We start from the raw sequence: 15,747 nt of genomic DNA on the forward strand, positions 1-15,747 counted from the left end.
TCCACGTTCGCGCCGGGCGACCGCAGATCTGACGAGGAGGCCATTGCCGTAGGGGAAACCGCAAGGACCCACTGGCAATGGCCTTCTTCGTATGTGCACGAGGAGATCCCCATGAATCAGGGCGCCGCACAGGGCGACGACAACCACGGCAAGAAGGCCGGACGCTTCATGCTGAAGCTGTCCGGTGAGGCGTTCGCCGGTGGCGGAGGCCTCGGCGTCGACCCCGACGTCGTACACGCCATCGCCCGCGAGATCGCAGCGGTCGTACGCGACGGGGCGGAGATCGCGGTCGTCATCGGCGGCGGCAACTTCTTCCGCGGCGCCGAGCTCCAGCAGCGTGGCATGGACCGGGCCCGTTCCGACTACATGGGCATGCTCGGTACCGTCATGAACTGCCTCGCTCTCCAGGACTTCCTGGAGAAGGAGGGCATCGACTCGCGGGTCCAGACGGCCATCACCATGGGCCAGGTCGCGGAGCCGTACATTCCGCTGCGCGCTGTGCGCCATCTGGAGAAGGGGCGCGTCGTCATCTTCGGCGCGGGCATGGGCATGCCTTACTTCTCCACCGACACCACCGCCGCCCAGCGGGCCCTCGAGATCGACGCAGAGGCGTTGCTCATGGGCAAGAACGGCGTCGACGGGGTCTACGACTCCGACCCCAAGGCCAACTCGGACGCGGTGAAGTTCGACGCGCTGGAGTACGGCGAGGTGCTGTCGCGCAACCTCAAGGTCGCCGACGCGACCGCGATCACGCTCTGCCGCGACAACGCCCTGCCGATCCTTGTCTTCGAACTCCTCGCCGAAGGCAATATCGCCCGGGCCGTCAAGGGTGAGAAGATCGGCACGCTCGTGAGCGACCGGGACACCCGGGCCTGAAAGCCGGGACGCCCCACGAGGGATGGACAAAGTCCTGCCGGTCGGACACCGTGCAGGCAACACGCGACGCAGGTTCCGCCGGCCCAGTGGTTACGAGCCGGGCCTACCTCAAGACACGCAGGAGCAAGTGGTGATCGAAGAGACCCTCCTCGAGGCCGAGGAGAAGATGGAGAAGGCCGTCCTGGTCGCCAAGGATGACTTCGCCGCGATCCGCACGGGACGTGCGCACCCGGCGATGTTCAACAAGATCGTGGCGGACTACTACGGTGCGCTGACCCCGATCAACCAGCTGGCCTCGTTCTCGGTTCCCGAGCCGCGGATGGCTGTGGTGACGCCCTTCGACAAGACCGCGCTGCGCAACATCGAGCAGGCGATCCGCGACTCCGACCTCGGCGTCAACCCGAGCAACGACGGCAACATCATCCGGGTGGTGTTCCCCGAGCTCACCCAGGACCGCCGCAAGGAGTACATCAAGGTCGCCAAGACCAAGGCCGAGGACGCCAAGATCTCGATCCGCTCCGTGCGCCGCAAGGCCAAGGAGACCATCGACAAGCTGATCAAGGACGGCGAGGTCGGCGAGGACGAGGGCCGCCGCGCGGAGAAGGAGCTCGACGACACCACCGCGAAGTACGTCGCGCAGGTGGACGAGCTGCTCAAGCACAAGGAAGCCGAGCTGCTCGAGGTCTGATGAACGACTCTTCCTGGGGGGCCCCGCACGGCGCCGGATACGCCGGAGCATGGCCACCGCCCGACCAGGGGCCCCTCTCGGCGGGTCCCGCATACGATGGGCACGGCGCACGGTATACATCGGAGACGCAGCCCATGCCCATCGTTCCGGACTTCCCCGCCGCAGGTGGAGACGCCGAGGACCGTGACGGCGGCGCAGACCACGAGGACCGTGACCGGGGGGCTGCTCGGCTGAGCGGCCCCCTGTTCCGCGACGAGATGCCGCAGGAGCCCATGCCCACCCCGCCGCCGTCGGGCGATCCGACCCCGGAGCCGCCGGCCGGACCGCAGCCGCCGCAGAAGAAGCGGGCCGGTCGGGACCTGCGCGCGGCGATAGGGGTCGGCGTCGGACTCGGCGCGGTGATCGTCGCTTCTCTCTTCTTCGTCAAGGCCGTCTTCGTCGGTGTGATCGCGGTCGCCGTCGTCGTCGGTCTGTGGGAGCTCACGTCCCGGCTCGAGGAGCGCAAGCAGATCAAGGCCCCGATCGTGCCGCTCGCGGTGGGTGGCGCGGCGATGGTCGTGGCCGGCTACCTGCGGGGGACGGAGGGGGCGTGGGTCGCGATGGCGCTCACGGCGCTCGCGGTCCTGGTCTGGCGGATGACCGAGCCGCCGGAGGGCTATCTCAAGGACGTCACGGCCGGCGTCTTCGCCGCGTTCTACGTTCCCTTCCTGGCGACGTTCGTCGCACTGATGCTGGCGGCCGACGACGGCCCGGAGCGGGTGCTCACCTTCCTGCTGCTCACCGTCGTCAGCGACACCGGGGCGTACGCGGTGGGCTGGCGCTTCGGCACGCACAAGCTCGCGCCGCGCATCAGCCCGGGCAAGACCCGCGAAGGACTGCTCGGCGCCGTGTCGTTCGCGATGGCGGCGGGCGCGCTGTGCATGCAGTTCCTGATCGACGACGGCACCTGGTGGCAGGGCCTGCTGCTCGGCCTTGCGGTAGCTGTCAGCGCCACGCTCGGCGACCTGGGCGAGTCCATGATCAAGCGTGACCTGGGCATCAAGGACATGGGCACGCTGCTCCCCGGCCATGGCGGCATCATGGACCGCCTGGACTCGCTGCTGCCGACGGCACCGGTGGTGTGGCTGCTGCTGGTGGTGTTCGTGGGATCCGGCTGACTCCGCGCGACCCGTGCGGACGCTCCGGGTGCACGTACGAGGTACGGGGAGGGGGCCGCCGCCCGTGAGCGGCGGCCCCCTCGGCGTCCCTCGCCCCTCCTGGTACCGCGCCTCACCTCGTCGCGCGCCCGGCGGAGTCACGCTTCTCGTTGTTGCTGAGCGCCTTGGTGGCGACCACACCTACGACAATCAGACCGACACCCAGCCAGACGCCCGCGTCGTCGAAGATCAGAACGGCGACGCCGAGCGGAACGAGCAGGCCCGCCATCGGCAGCAGCAACGAGCTCAGCGACCGGCGTGGACCCCCGCGCACCTTCGCCCGCACACGTTCCGGATACCACTCGGTGAAGCGCACCGCGGCGATGATGGCCAGGATCTGGATGATCCAGCCCGTCCACAGGTTGTTCGGGTTGTGCAGCACGAGATCGCCGTAGCCGCCGGCGATCGCGGCAACGAGGAACGCCAGTCCCCACGCGCCGGTGATCGCGTAGTTGGTGGACAGGAACTGCGGCGTGTTCCAGTACGCGCGGTCGACGCGCTCCCGTGCGTACTGGATGGTGAACGGTACGCCCACCGCCATGGAGCCGAAGGCGATCGCCGCCAGGGCCAGGTTGGAGATCTCGCCCGCGTAGGTCTCGAGCCATCGGGAGGTCCCGTCCGAGGCGACGGCGCCGATCACGGCCAGCAGCCCGAAGAACACCACGTCGGACAGTTCGAGGATCTTGAGGGAGGCGCCCGGCCGGACGATCCGGCCGGCGACGACGACGACGAGCGCCGTCGCGAGCGCGAGTCCTACGGCGACCTCGAAGCGCCCGGGACCGACCAGGACGGAGAAGATGATCCACGGTGCCATCCCGACGACCGGGGAGTCGAGCACACCGGCCGGCCGGCCTCGGAGCGCACTCTCGCTCGGGGCGTTCATACACGGCTCCTTCCGCAGGTGAGTGCCCCGTTTCCCAGCCTGACCCTGCCCGGCGGGCCCCGCGAGACGTAGCGGGCCGCCCCCCCCGCGTCCCGCGAGATACAGCGGCCGACGCCCGCCGCCCCACGTGCGGAAGGGCAACCGGCCGGGTCTGCGACACTGGATGCACCATGCCCAAGCCCGGAGAACTCACTTTCGTCGCGCCCCGCGGAGCCAAGAAGCCCCCGCGGCACCTCGCCGACCTCACGCCCGCCGAGCGCAAGGACGCCGTCGCCGCGATCGGCGAAAAGCCGTTTCGCGCCAAGCAGCTGTCCCAGCACTACTTCGCCCGGTACGTCCACGACCCGGCCCAGTGGACCGACATCCCCGCGGCGGCGCGCGAGAAGCTCGCCACGGAGCTGCTGCCCGACCTGATGTCCGTCGTGCGGCACATCTCGTGCGACGACGACACGACCCGCAAGACCCTGTGGCGCCTGCACGACGGCACGCTGGTCGAGTCCGTGCTGATGCGCTATCCGGACCGGGTCACCATGTGCATCTCCTCGCAGGCCGGCTGCGGGATGAACTGCCCCTTCTGCGCCACCGGGCAGGCCGGCCTCGACCGGAACCTGTCGACCGCGGAGATCGTGCACCAGATCGTCGACGGCATGCGCGCGCTGCGCGACGGCGAGGTCCCCGGGGGACCCGCCCGGCTGTCCAACATCGTCTTCATGGGCATGGGTGAGCCGCTCGCCAACTACAGGCGGGTCGTCGGAGCCATCCGTCGTCTCACGGACCCGGAGCCCGACGGGCTCGGTCTCTCGCAGCGGGGCATCACGGTCTCGACCGTCGGTCTCGTGCCCGCGATGCTGCGCTTCGCCGACGAGGGCTTCAAGTGCCGTCTCGCCGTGTCGCTGCATGCCCCGGACGACGAGCTGCGCGACACCCTGGTCCCGGTCAACACGCGCTGGAAGGTCCGCGAGGTCCTTGACGCCGCCTGGGAGTACGCCGAGAAGTCGGGCCGCCGTATCTCCATCGAGTACGCGCTCATCCGCGACATCAACGACCAGGCGTGGCGCGGCGATCTGCTCGGCCGGCTGCTGAAGGGCAAGCGGGTTCACGTGAACCTGATCCCGCTCAATCCGACGCCCGGCTCGAAATGGACGGCCTCGCGCCCCGAGGACGAGAAGGCGTTCGTCGAGGCGATCGCCGCCCACGGTGTACCGGTCACGGTCCGGGACACCCGTGGCCAGGAGATCGACGGGGCCTGCGGACAGCTGGCGGCGACCGAGCGCTGAGCCGGGCCCACGGGCCTCGGCCCGTCGGCCATGGCTGATACTGTGCCCTGTGCGTTCGCACAAATGAACAACGAAACATTCCGACAGGGGAGCGCACCAGAGCGCTGAGAGTGCGGCGAGGCCTTCACGGCCACGGGCCGCAGACCCTCGGACCTGATCCGGGTCATACCGGCGTAGGGAGTCAGCATCATCATGAACAGCCATCTTCGGCGTGCCGTCGGCGCCGCACTCGCGGGTACCCTCGGCATCTCCGTCCTCTCCGCCTGCGGTGAGAAGTCCGAGGACAAGGGCTCCGGGCCCGACGCCGCGGGCGCGTCCAAGACCGTCACCCTCGTCAGCCACGACTCGTTCGCCGCTTCGGACGCCGTGCTGAAGGAGTTCACCCGGCAGACCGGCTACACGGTCAAGGTGCTCAAGAGCGGTGACGCGGGTGCCGCGCTCAACAAGGAGATCCTCACCAAGGGTTCCCCCCAGGGCGACGTCTTCTTCGGTGTCGACAACACCCTTCTCTCCCGCGCGCTCGACAACGACCTCTTCACGCCGTACGAGGCCAAGGGCCTCGACCGGGTGGCCGACGAGGTGCAGCTCGACGCGGGCAAGCACCGCGTCACGCCCGTCGACTCCGGCGACATCTGCGTCAACTACGACAAGAAGTTCTTCGCCGACCGGAAGCTCGCGCCCCCGAAGACCTTCGCGGACCTCGCGAAGCCCCAGTACAAGAACATGCTGGTCGTGGAGAACGCCGCCACTTCCTCGCCGGGCCTCGGCTTCCTGCTCGGCAGCGTCGGCGAGTACGGCGAGTCCGGCTGGCAGGGCTACTGGAAGAAGCTCAAGGACAACGGCGTCAAGGTCGTCGACGGCTGGGAGCAGGCCTACAACGAGGAGTTCTCCGGCTCCGCCGGCGGCAAGAAGGCGAAGGCCGACCGGCCGCTCGTCGTCTCGTACGCCTCCAGCCCGCCGGTCGAGGTGCTCTACTCCGATCCGCAGCCGGCCGAGGCGCCCACCGGTGTCGCGACGGGCACCTGCTTCCGCCAGATCGAGTTCGCCGGTCTGCTCAAGGGCGCGAAGAACCAGGCGGGCGGCAAGGCGCTGCTGGACTTCCTGATCGGCAAGCAGTTCCAGGAGGACATGCCGCTCAACATGTTCGTGAACCCGGTGATCGAGGACGCGAAGCTGCCGGAGCTGTTCACGAAGCACGGCGCGGTCGTCGAGCAGCCCGAGACCGTCGCCGCGGACACCATCGCGAAGAACCGTGAGCAGTGGGTCCGGTCGTGGTCCTCGCTCGTTGTGAAGTAAGGAAGTCCCTGCGCGGGAACGCGACGCGGCTCGGCCTCATGGCCGTGCCCGTCGCCTTCTTCGCCGTCTTCTTCGCCTATCCCGTTACCGCGATCGTCGGCCGCGGCCTCCACCTCGACGGCCAGTGGCAGTTCGGCCGCTTCGCGGACGTGCTCGGGCGTCCGGACATCCGGGACGTCCTGTGGTTCACCACCTGGCAGGCGCTCGCCTCCACCGCGCTGACCCTGCTGATCGCGCTGCCCGGTGCGTATGTGTTCGCCCGCCTCCAATTCCCGGGCAAACGGCTGTTGCGTGCGGCGGTCACCGTGCCGTTCGTGCTGCCGACGGTCGTCGTCGGCACGGCGTTCCTCGCGCTGCTGGGGCGCGGCGGACTCCTCGACGAGATGTGGGGCGTCCGGCTGGACACCACCGTGTGGGCGATCCTGCTCGCGCACGTCTTCTTCAACTACGCCGTCGTCGTCCGCACGGTCGGCGGCCTGTGGTCCCAGCTCGATCCCCGCCAGGAGGAGGCGGCCCGGGTGCTGGGCGCGGGGCGTTTCGCCGCCTGGCGGCGGGTGACCCTGCCGGCGCTGACACCTTCGCTGGCGGCCGCCGCCCTGATGGTCTTCCTCTTCACGTTCACCTCCTTCGGTGTCGTGCAGATCCTCGGCGGCCCTTCGTTCTCCACCCTCGAGGTGGAGATCTACCGGCAGACCGCCGAGTTCCTGGACCTGCCGACCGCGGCCGTGCTGACCCTGCTGCAGTTCGCGGCGGTCGGCGCGGTCCTCGGTGTGCACGCCTGGATCGTCAGGCGTCGCGAGAGTTCCCTGCGGCTCGTCGACCCGGCCCGGACCGCGCATCCGCCGCGCGGAGCGGTGCAGTGGGCGCTGCTCTGTGCCGTGCTGGCCACCGTCGTCGTACTGCTCTTCACTCCGCTCGCCGTACTCGTCGAGCGCTCCTTCGACACTCCGGGCGGGTACGGCTTCGCCTACTACCGCGAACTGGGCACCGTGGACCCTTCCGGAGGCGCGTTCCTCGTGCCGCCGATCGACGCCGTGTGGAACTCCCTCGGGTACGCGCTGGCCGCCACCGCGATCTCGGTCGCCGTGGGTGGTCTCGCCGCGGCCGCTCTCACCCGGAAGGCGGGCAGGCTGGTACGCGGCTTCGACGCCCTGCTGATGCTTCCGCTCGGCGTCTCCGCCGTGACCGTGGGCTTCGGCTTCCTGATCACTCTCGACGAGCCGCCGCTCGACCTGCGGGCGTCGTGGATCCTCGTGCCCCTCGCGCAGGCACTGGTCGGTGTGCCGTTCGTCGTGCGGACGATGCTGCCGGTGCTGCGCGCCGTGGACGAACGGCTCCGGGAGGCGGCCGCCGTACTGGGCGCGTCACCGCTGCGGGCGTGGCGCGAGGTCGACCTGCCGCTCGTGCGCAGGGCGGTGCTGGTGGCGGCGGGCTTCGCGTTCGCGGTGTCCCTGGGCGAGTTCGGCGCGACCGTGTTCATCGCCCGGCCCGACAACCCGACCCTGCCGGTCGCCGTCGCACGGCTGCTCGGTCGCCCCGGCGAGCTCAACTATGGGCAGGCGATGGCGCTGAGCACGATCCTGATGGTGGTGTGCGCGGCGGCGCTGCTCCTGCTCGAACGCATCCGTACCGACACCACGTCCGAGGAGTTCTGATGGCGGCGCTGCTGGAACTTGAGGGCGTGACCGTACGGTTCGGGCCGCGGACGGCGCTCGACGCGGTGGGCCTCCAGGTGGCGGAGCACGAGATCGTATGCCTGCTCGGGCCGAGCGGCAGCGGAAAGTCCACGCTGCTGCGTGTGGTCGCCGGCCTCCAGGACGCCGACGCGGGGCGGGTGCTGCTCGACGGCGCCGACCAGGCGGGCGTGCCGGTGCACCGGCGCGGCGTGGGGCTGATGTTCCAGGACCACCAGCTCTTCCCGCAGCGGGACGTCGGCGGCAACGTCGCCTTCGGGTTGCGGATGCACGGTGCGGGGGGCAGCGAACAGGTGCGCCGGGTCGACGAGTTGCTCCGGCTCGTGGGGCTCCCGGCGGCGCGGAAGCGGCCCGTCGCCGCGCTGTCCGGCGGTGAGCAGCAGCGTGTCGCCCTCGCCAGGGCGCTGGCGCCGGAGCCGAGGCTGCTGATGCTCGACGAGCCGCTCGGTCAGCTGGACCGAGGGCTGCGCGAACGGCTTGTCGTCGAACTGCGCGGCCTGTTCGGCCGGTTGGGCACGACGGTGCTCGCCGTCACCCACGACCAGGGCGAGGCGTTCGCGCTCGCCGACCGCGTGGTGGTGATGCGGGACGGACGGATCGCGCAGGCGGGCACGCCGCTGGAGGTCTGGCAGCGGCCCGCGTCCGCGTTCGTCGCTCGTTTCCTCGGCTTCGACAACGTGGTGCCTGCGACGGTCGGCGATGCGGCCGCCGACACGGTGTGGGGCAAGGTCCCCGTGCCGGACGGCTCGCCGCGGGGCGAGCAAACCGTGCTCGTACGGCCCGACGGGGTGCGGCTCACCGACCCGTCGGAGGGGCTGCGCTGCACCGTCGAGTCCCGCACTTTCCGGGGCAGCCATGTCGCCGTACGGATCCGGCCCGCGGACGGCCCTTCGCTGGAAGCCGATTGCTCCCTGCGGGAGGCGCCGGAGGAAGGCGCCGTCGTCGGCGTGGTGTTCGACGCTGACGAGGTCGTCGTCCTCGGGCGGGACGAGACCTAGAGGCGGCAGCGACGGTGACGGCGCCGCTGGGCTCGCCGCCGTGTCGTGGCCGGTGCCGAGCGACCACGGGACTACGTCTTTGGTGCCGGTACGTGCAGGACCGCGGTCCGATCCGCCGGGCAGCCGGCCACAGTTAGCGTCCAGGCATGCGAATAGGACTTCTTGGCACCGGTAACGTCGCTCGAGCACTGGCCAACGGCTGGCGCGCCGCAGGCCACGACGTGCTCCTCGGCTCACGCCGGCCCGCCGAACGGACGGACCTCGGTCTTCCCGTGGCGGGCCTGAGCGAGACAGCCGCCCACGCGCAGGTGCTGGTCAACGCGACCCCGGGTGCCGCCTCCGTGGACCTGCTGCGCTCCATCGGGGCACCCGCGCTGGCCGGCACCCTGCTGATCGACGTCGGGGTCGGCCTCTCCGACGACTACTCCGAGCTCTCGCACCCCAACAGCAGCCTGAGCGAACAGATTCAGGAAGTTTTCCCTCTGACCCCCGTCGTCAAGACGCTGTGCACCATGGACTCCACCGCGATGATCGCTCCCGGCTCTCTCGACGGGCCGAGCACCGTGTTCCTCTCCGGCGACGACGCCGAGGCCAAACGGACCACCGGCCGCCTGCTCACCGACCTCGGCTGGCCTCCCTCGTCCCAGCTCGACATCGGCGGCATCACCACCGCACGCGGGCAGGAACACTTCGCCCTGCTCTTCATGGGCATCGCGGGCGGCCTGAACGCCCACACGTTCAACATCAAGGTGGTCACCCTCCCGCCTGGCCAGGAGGTGCCCTCCCCCTGAACCGGGCCCCGGTCCGGGGCCCTCCAACTGCTACGACGCGTCAGGTGCCGCGGGTTTGGCCTCGAGCAGTCGGCGCAGGGCGTCCGGAGCCTCCTCGACGGAGTCGACAAGCGCGATGCGCGACTCCATCGACCGGCGTCCTTCGCCCCGCTTCGGCGTTCTGTCCCCGAGCCCGAGCCCGAGCCCGAGCCCGAGTCCGGGCAGGGGCCGACGCCCCGGGGCCGGGTCGCCTTCCGGGGCTCCGCCCCCGGACCGGCTGCGTCGCTCCGCCCCGCTTCGGTGCGCTGCCCCGGGCCCCGAGTCCGGGCGGGGGCTGACTCCCGGGGCCCGATCGCCTCCGTGGACCGCGCCGCGTCGTGGCCGGCTGCGCGGGCTCTGCCGCGCCGTGGGACGCCGGGCTCGGCGTCGAGCTCGGGCGCGCGAGCGCCCCCGGGCCAGGGGCCCGTGGTGCGGTCCGGCCGGTCCGGGCCACGGGCCGGCGCGCAAGGGCGCGCAGCGACTGCCCCCTCAGCGGGCGAGGGGGGCTGCTGCCAGGGCGCCCACGGTCAGAGTGAGGGGGGTGAACACCATGACGAGGACCGCCGCGCGCAGTACTGCCGCGTTGCGGAGGGTCGTCGCGGGGGCGCCCAGCTCGAGGAGGGCCGTTGTCGCTTCCGAGCGGGCCTGCTTCGCCTCCAGCGCCGCCGTCGCCAGCGTCGCCGTCGTGCAGGCGACGACCAGTGTCGCGCCCAGGGCCGTCATCGGGCCCCACGGCCGAGGGGCGGAGCCGTACGCCGCCGTGGCGGCCATCGCGCCGGAGGCCACGGCGCACACCACACCCAGCGGGCGGCCGATGCGCCGGGACTCCTCCATGAGGATGCGGCCGGCCAGCAGCCGCGTCGCGCCGGGCTGGGTGGACTGGAGCAGGCGGCCGCTCAGGTGTGCGACGGCGGGGCCTGCGAGCCACAGGCCCACCGCCGTGAGGATCCAGCCCACGAGCACACCGGCAGGTTGACCGGCCGCGGGTGCGCCGCTCGCGTAGGTCTCGGCGGCCAGGCCGACCGCGATGAGCGCGACGCCCCACGGGAGCCCGGCGGGGGTGCCGGCCGTTTCCTCGGCGTCGGGCTGCGCGGACCGGGGGCGGGGCCGCAGCACCAGCGCGACCGACGTGGTGGCGGCGAGCGGGACGAGGGCCAGCAGCGTGAGCGCGCCCGCCGGCGGTAGTGGCTGCCCCGAGTCGAGGAGTTCGGCCGCGGCTCCGTCGAACGGCAGCCCCGACAGGTCGCCCCGGAGATGGAGGAAGACCAGCAGCGCGAGCATGCTGCCGAGCGTGCAGGAGAGCGCGGTGGACGCCGCGGCGAGAGCGGCCAGGCGGACGGGGCCGAGGCCGATCGTGGCGAGGCCGGGCCGCGGCCGGGTGCCTGGGTCCGTACGGGCAACGGCGACCGCGAGGTACACCGTCACGGCGAGCGGGATCGCGCACCACAGCAGGCGCTGCACGGATGCCGGGTCGTCGGGATGCGACAGTGCGTAGGTCAGCGTGCACAGCAGCAGGAAGCCGACACCCGCTGCCGCCGCCGCGACCATCAGTCGGCGCAGCAGTACCAGCGGGTGCGCGCCACGGGCTAGACGGAGAGCGAGCACGCGGCCCGGCCTTCCGCGTCGGCGATCGCCTGGGAGCCCACGCGCCGCCCGTCGGCGATCGTGATCGTGCGGTCCGCGACCGCCGCGACGTCCACGTCGTGCGTGGCGAGCACCATGGTGATGCGGTGCGACCGGACGGCGGCCGTCACCGTGCGCAGCACGTGCGCCCGGTCCGTGCTGTGCAGCGAGGCCGTCGGCTCGTCGACGAAGAGCACGGACGGCGTGGTGACCAGCGACCGGGCGACGGCGACACGCTGCTGCTCGGCGCGGAGCAGCGCGTACGGCCGCTTGCTCGCGCACGCGCCGATGTCGAGGCGTTCCATCCACTCCATCGCCGTGGTCTTCGCGGCACGCCGCGAGACGCCGCTGAGCAGCAGTGGAAGCGCCGCGTTCTCCCATGCCTTCAGTTCCGGCAGCAGCGTCGGCTCGGGGCCGATCCAGCCGAACCTTTCGCGCCGCAGCCGCTCCCGCAGCGCGGGCGGCATGGTGTGGACGGGGGAGCTGTTGAACCACACCTCGCCCTGCTGGGCGACGAGCCGGCCGGACAGGCAGTGCAGCAGCGTGGTCTTGCCGCTGCCGCGTGCACCGAGCACGGCGAGGATCTCGCCCTCCCGTACGCCCAGCGACACGCCCACGAGGGCCGGGGAGCCTCGGTGGGCGTGGTGCAGGGAGCGAGCCCAGATCACATCGTTGTCGGGCGGGGCCACCATGACGTACACCTCGGTTCTGATCAGATTTCCGGCCCCCCGTACGGGGGAACGAAGACAGGGCCGATCGGTCACTGGGCACGCTAGGGAGTCACTGCCGGGGTACCGGGAAGCACGCGGCCCGGGCACCGTCCATCTCACTCGGATGGAGGTACCCGGGCCGCCTGCCGCTCGTGATCAGTACGCCTAGAGCTTCGTCCAGGCCTCCGTGAGCACCGTACGCAGGATCTGCTCGATCTCGTCGAAGGTCGACTGGTCGGCGATCAGCGGGGGCGCCAGCTGGACGACCGGGTCGCCGCGGTCGTCGGCCCGGCAGTACAGACCGTTCTCGTACAGGGCCTTGGACAGGAAGCCGTACAGGACGCGCTCGGTCTCCTCGTCCGTGAAGGTCTCCTTGGTGGCCTTGTCCTTCACCAGCTCGATGCCGTAGAAGAAGCCGTTGCCGCGGACGTCGCCGACGATCGGCAGGTCGTGCAGCTTCTGCAGCGTGGACAGGAAGTTGCCCTCGTTGTCCAGGACGTGCTGGTTGAGGTTTTCGCGGTCGAAGATGTCGAGGTTGGCGAGTCCGACGGCCGCGGAGACCGGGTGGCCGCCGAAGGTGTAGCCGTGCAGGAAGGTGTTGTCGCCCTTGTAGAACGGCTCGGCGATGCGGTCGGAGACGATGCACGCGCCGATCGGGGAGTAGCCCGAGGTCATGCCCTTGGCGCAGGTGATCATGTCCGGGACGTAGCCGAACTTGTCGCAGGCGAACATCGTGCCGAGGCGGCCGAAGGCGCAGATGACCTCGTCGGAGACGAGCAGCACGTCGTACTGGTCGCAGATCTCACGGACCCGCTGGAAGTACCCGGGCGGCGGCGGGAAGCAGCCGCCGGCGTTCTGCACCGGCTCGAGGAAGACGGCCGCCACGGTCTCGGGGCCCTCGAAGAGGATCTGCTGCTCGATCTGGTCGGCGGCCCAGCGGCCGAAGGCCTCGGGGTCGTCGCCGTGGATCGGGGCGCGGTAGATGTTGGTGTTCGGCACCTTGTGCGCGCCGGGGACCAGCGGCTCGAAGGGTGCCTTGAGGGCCGGCAGGCCGGTGATGGACAGGGCGCCCTGGGGGGTGCCGTGGTACGCGACCGCGCGGGAGATGACCTTGTACTTGGTCGGCTTGCCCTGCAGCTTGAAGTACTGCTTGGCGAGCTTCCAGGCGGTCTCGACCGCCTCACCGCCGCCCGTGGTGAAGAAGACCTTGTTGAGGTCGCCCGGCGCGTGGCCGGCGAGGCGCTCGGCCAGCTCCACGGCCTTGGGGTGGGCGTAGGACCACACGGGGAAGAACGCGAGCTCCTGAGCCTGCTTGTAGGCGGTCTCCGCGAGCTCGTGCCGGCCGTGGCCCGCGTTGACCACGAAGAGGCCTGCGAGGCCGTCCAGGTAGCGCTTGCCCTTGTCGTCGTAGATGTAGGTGCCCTCGCCACGCACGATGGTGGGCACGGGTGCGTTCTCGTACGACGACATGCGGGTGAAGTGCATCCACAGGTGGTCGTAGGCGGTCTTGGAGAGGTCCTTGCTCACGGCTATCGGGTTCCCCACATGTAGGTCTGCTTCTTGAGCTTGAGGTAGACGAAGCTCTCGGTGGAGCGCACGCCGGGGAGCGCGCGGATCCGCTTGTTGATCACTTCGAGCAGGTGGTCGTCGTCCTCGCAGACGATCTCGACCATCAGGTCGAAGGAGCCCGCGGTCATCACCACGTACTCGCATTCGGCCATGGCCGTCAGGGCGTCCGCCACGGGGTCGAGGTCGCCCTCGACGCTGATGCCGACCATCGCCTGGCGTCGCAGGCCCACGGTGAGCGGGTCGGTGACGGCGACGATCTGCATCACGCCTTGGTCGAGCAGCTTCTGGACGCGCTGCCGCACGGCCGCTTCGGAAAGGCCCACGGCCTTGCCTATGGCGGCGTAAGGACGGCGGCCGTCCTCCTGGAGCTGTTCGATGATCGCGAGAGAGACGGTGTCGATCGTCGGGGTCGACGAGCCGGCACCGGTCCCGTTCCTGGAGTCTGCGTTACGACTGGCCACGAGCTCACTCTGCACTGCTACTCGTCTGTCTGGCAAGCCCTGAGCGATGAAATCCGTTGTTCAGGACCTCAAATCTCACCGAATCCGAAGTTGCGGAGAGTCGGGCCTGTTGAAAACGTCTGTGAAGAGATTAGGGTGGGGTGTCTCACCCATCGGACACGACAGGAGGGGTGGCAACAGTGACCACCGAGCTGCGTCGACTTCGCAACTACATCAACGGGGAGTTCAAGGACGCCGCCGACGGCCGGACGATCGACATCGTCAATCCCGCCACCGGCGAGGCGTACGCCACGTCGCCGCTCTCCGGCCAGGCCGACGTCGACGCCGCCATGGATGCTGCCGCGGCCGCCTTCCCCGCCTGGCGCGACACCACGCCGGCCGAGCGCCAGAAGGTGCTCCTCAAGATCGCCGACGCCTTCGAGGAGCGGGCCGAGGACCTGATCGCCGCCGAGTCGGAGAACACGGGCAAGCCGCTCGGGCTGACCCGAACCGAAGAGATCCCGCCGATGGTGGACCAGATCCGCTTCTTCGCGGGCGCGGCGCGCATGCTCGAGGGCCGCTCCGCGGGCGAGTACATGGAGGGTATGACCTCCATCATCCGCCGCGAGCCGGTCGGTGTCTGCGCGCAGGTCGCCCCGTGGAACTACCCGATGATGATGGCCGTCTGGAAGTTCGCACCGGCGCTCGCCGCGGGCAACACCGTCGTGCTGAAGCCGTCGGACACCACGCCGGCGTCGACCGTGTTGATGGCCGAGATCATCGGCGCGATCGTCCCCAAGGGCGTCTTCAACGTGGTCTGCGGCGACCGCGAGACCGGGCGCGCGATGGTCGAGCACCCGACCCCCGCGATGGCGTCCATCACCGGCTCGGTACGCGCCGGCATGCAGGTCGCCGCCTCGGCGGCCAAGGACGTCAAGCGCGTCCACCTGGAGCTCGGCGGCAAGGCGCCTGTCGTGGTCTTCGAGGACACCGACATCGACAAGGCCGTCGAGGACATCTCGGTGGCGGGCTTCTTCAACGCCGGTCAGGACTGCACGGCGGCGACGCGTGTGCTCGTCCACGAGTCGATCCACGACGAGTTCGTGTCCGCGCTCGCCAAGGCGGCCGCGGAGACCAAGACCGGCGCCCCGGACGACGAGGACGTGCTCTACGGCCCGCTCAACAACGCCAACCAGCTGAAGCAGGTCACCGGCTTCGTCGACCGGCTCCCGGCGCACGCCAAGGTCGAGGCGGGCGGTCACCGCGTCGGCGACAAGGGCTACTTCTACGCCCCGACCGTCGTGTCCGGCCTGAAGCAGGACGACGAGATGATCCAGAACGAGGTCTTCGGCCCGGTCATCACCGTTCAGTCCTTCTCGGACGAGGCGCAGGCCCTCGAGTGGGCGAACGGCGTCGAGTACGCCCTGGCCTCCTCGGTGTGGACGAAGGACCACAGCCGCGCGATGCGGATGTCCAAGTCGCTGGACTTCGGCTGCGTGTGGATCAACACCCACATCCCGCTGGTCGCCGAGATGCCGCACGGCGGCTTCAAGAAGTCGGGTTACGGCAAGGACCTGTCGTCGTACGGCTTCGACGACTACACGCGGATCAAGCACGTCATGACGTCGCTCGACGGCTGATCTCGCCGGTCGGCGGACACGGCAGCGCGCCCGGTGCATCTGTGCACC

At 70.3% G+C, this 15,747-nt stretch carries 14 protein-coding genes and 1 riboswitch; of the genes, 9 read left to right on the plus strand and 5 right to left on the minus strand.

Annotated features, from left to right (window positions below):
* Nucleotides 1–111 precede the first annotated feature (111 nt).
* The 3 genes from pyrH to ABZ070_RS19450 all read left to right on the plus strand — a co-directional run bounded on the left by pyrH (nt 112) and on the right by ABZ070_RS19450 (nt 2,721).
* Nucleotides 112–876, plus strand: a complete 765-nt coding sequence (pyrH, locus tag ABZ070_RS19440) for a UMP kinase (protein WP_356635408.1) — start codon at nt 112–114, stop codon at nt 874–876.
* A gap of 130 nt (nt 877–1,006) precedes the next feature.
* On the plus strand, nt 1,007–1,564 hold the full coding sequence (gene frr / locus ABZ070_RS19445) for a ribosome recycling factor (RefSeq protein WP_005311329.1): 558 nt from the start codon (nt 1,007–1,009) through the stop codon (nt 1,562–1,564).
* A complete protein-coding gene (locus ABZ070_RS19450) occupies nt 1,564–2,721 on the plus strand; it encodes a phosphatidate cytidylyltransferase (RefSeq protein ID WP_356635411.1) in 1,158 nt (385 codons plus the stop codon). Before frr ends, ABZ070_RS19450 begins: the two co-directional genes overlap by 1 nt.
* 112 nt (nt 2,722–2,833) lie before the next feature.
* On the opposite strand, the gene ABZ070_RS19455 is transcribed toward ABZ070_RS19450, so the two are convergent.
* Nucleotides 2,834–3,643, minus strand: a complete 810-nt coding sequence (locus ABZ070_RS19455; RefSeq protein ID WP_356635413.1) for a hypothetical protein — start codon at nt 3,641–3,643, stop codon at nt 2,834–2,836.
* A 170-nt stretch (nt 3,644–3,813) separates the two neighbouring features.
* On the opposite strand from ABZ070_RS19455, the gene rlmN reads away from it, so the two are divergent.
* From rlmN to ABZ070_RS19480, 5 genes are all read left to right on the plus strand, one after another.
* The gene (gene rlmN / locus ABZ070_RS19460; protein ID WP_356635415.1) at nt 3,814–4,920 is read left to right on the plus strand and encodes a 23S rRNA (adenine(2503)-C(2))-methyltransferase RlmN; all 1,107 of its coding nucleotides are present in this window, start codon (nt 3,814–3,816) and stop codon (nt 4,918–4,920) included.
* Nucleotides 4,921–4,995: 75 nt separating this feature from the next.
* A riboswitch (TPP riboswitch) is annotated at nt 4,996–5,117 on the plus strand.
* On the plus strand, nt 5,113–6,216 hold the full coding sequence (locus ABZ070_RS19465; RefSeq protein ID WP_356635417.1) for a thiamine ABC transporter substrate-binding protein: 1,104 nt from the start codon (nt 5,113–5,115) through the stop codon (nt 6,214–6,216). Its footprint overlaps the riboswitch before it by 5 nt.
* Nucleotides 6,217–6,254: 38 nt before the next feature.
* Entirely contained in the window at nt 6,255–7,871 is a 1,617-nt protein-coding gene (locus tag ABZ070_RS19470) for an iron ABC transporter permease (protein WP_356635419.1), read from the plus strand.
* A complete protein-coding gene (locus tag ABZ070_RS19475; protein WP_356635421.1) occupies nt 7,871–8,908 on the plus strand; it encodes an ABC transporter ATP-binding protein in 1,038 nt (345 codons plus the stop codon). Before ABZ070_RS19470 ends, ABZ070_RS19475 begins: the two co-directional genes overlap by 1 nt.
* A 146-nt stretch (nt 8,909–9,054) precedes the next feature.
* Nucleotides 9,055–9,699: an NAD(P)-binding domain-containing protein gene (locus tag ABZ070_RS19480; RefSeq protein WP_356635423.1), complete on the plus strand. Its 645-nt coding sequence runs from the start codon at nt 9,055–9,057 to the stop codon at nt 9,697–9,699.
* Between the two features lie 507 nt (nt 9,700–10,206).
* Here ABZ070_RS19480 and ABZ070_RS19485 read toward each other — a convergent pair.
* From ABZ070_RS19485 to ABZ070_RS19500, 4 genes are all read right to left on the minus strand, one after another.
* Entirely contained in the window at nt 10,207–11,322 is a 1,116-nt protein-coding gene (locus tag ABZ070_RS19485; RefSeq protein WP_356635425.1) for a hypothetical protein, read from the minus strand.
* Nucleotides 11,304–12,032 carry an ATP-binding cassette domain-containing protein gene (locus ABZ070_RS19490; RefSeq protein ID WP_356635427.1) on the minus strand — a complete coding sequence of 243 codons (729 nt, stop codon included), beginning with the start codon at nt 12,030–12,032 and terminating at the stop codon, nt 11,304–11,306. The genes ABZ070_RS19485 and ABZ070_RS19490 overlap by 19 nt, the downstream gene beginning before the upstream one ends.
* 183 nt (nt 12,033–12,215) lie before the next feature.
* A complete protein-coding gene (locus ABZ070_RS19495) occupies nt 12,216–13,595 on the minus strand; it encodes an aspartate aminotransferase family protein (RefSeq protein ID WP_356635428.1) in 1,380 nt (459 codons plus the stop codon).
* Complete coding sequence (locus ABZ070_RS19500; RefSeq protein WP_356635430.1) at nt 13,580–14,095, minus strand: Lrp/AsnC family transcriptional regulator; 516 nt, start codon at nt 14,093–14,095, stop codon at nt 13,580–13,582. The genes ABZ070_RS19495 and ABZ070_RS19500 overlap by 16 nt, the downstream gene beginning before the upstream one ends.
* A gap of 164 nt (nt 14,096–14,259) precedes the next feature.
* Here ABZ070_RS19500 and ABZ070_RS19505 point away from each other — a divergent pair, with 164 nt between their 5' ends.
* On the plus strand, nt 14,260–15,699 hold the full coding sequence (locus tag ABZ070_RS19505) for a gamma-aminobutyraldehyde dehydrogenase (protein WP_356635436.1): 1,440 nt from the start codon (nt 14,260–14,262) through the stop codon (nt 15,697–15,699).
* Nucleotides 15,700–15,747 lie beyond the last annotated feature (48 nt).

Origin of the sequence: Streptomyces sp. NPDC006283, from assembly GCF_040613325.1 — a bacterium.
In the GTDB taxonomy this organism is placed as follows: Bacteria; Actinomycetota; Actinomycetes; order Streptomycetales; family Streptomycetaceae; genus Streptomyces.

Bases quoted from the DNA above. Each gene is read 5' to 3' on its own strand.
- pyrH (WP_356635408.1), top strand. From the start codon at position 112: ATGAATCAGGGCGCCGCACAGGGCGACGACAACCACGGCAAGAAGGCC.
- ABZ070_RS19450 (WP_356635411.1), top strand. From the start codon at position 1,564: ATGAACGACTCTTCCTGGGGGGCCCCGCACGGCGCCGGATACGCCGGA.
- ABZ070_RS19455 (WP_356635413.1), bottom strand. From the start codon at position 3,643: ATGAACGCCCCGAGCGAGAGTGCGCTCCGAGGCCGGCCGGCCGGTGTG.
- rlmN (WP_356635415.1), top strand. From the start codon at position 3,814: ATGCCCAAGCCCGGAGAACTCACTTTCGTCGCGCCCCGCGGAGCCAAG.
- ABZ070_RS19465 (WP_356635417.1), top strand. From the start codon at position 5,113: ATGAACAGCCATCTTCGGCGTGCCGTCGGCGCCGCACTCGCGGGTACC.
- ABZ070_RS19470 (WP_356635419.1), top strand. From the start codon at position 6,255: ATGGCCGTGCCCGTCGCCTTCTTCGCCGTCTTCTTCGCCTATCCCGTT.
- ABZ070_RS19475 (WP_356635421.1), top strand. From the start codon at position 7,871: ATGGCGGCGCTGCTGGAACTTGAGGGCGTGACCGTACGGTTCGGGCCG.
- ABZ070_RS19480 (WP_356635423.1), top strand. From the start codon at position 9,055: ATGCGAATAGGACTTCTTGGCACCGGTAACGTCGCTCGAGCACTGGCC.
- ABZ070_RS19490 (WP_356635427.1), bottom strand. From the start codon at position 12,032: ATGGTGGCCCCGCCCGACAACGATGTGATCTGGGCTCGCTCCCTGCAC.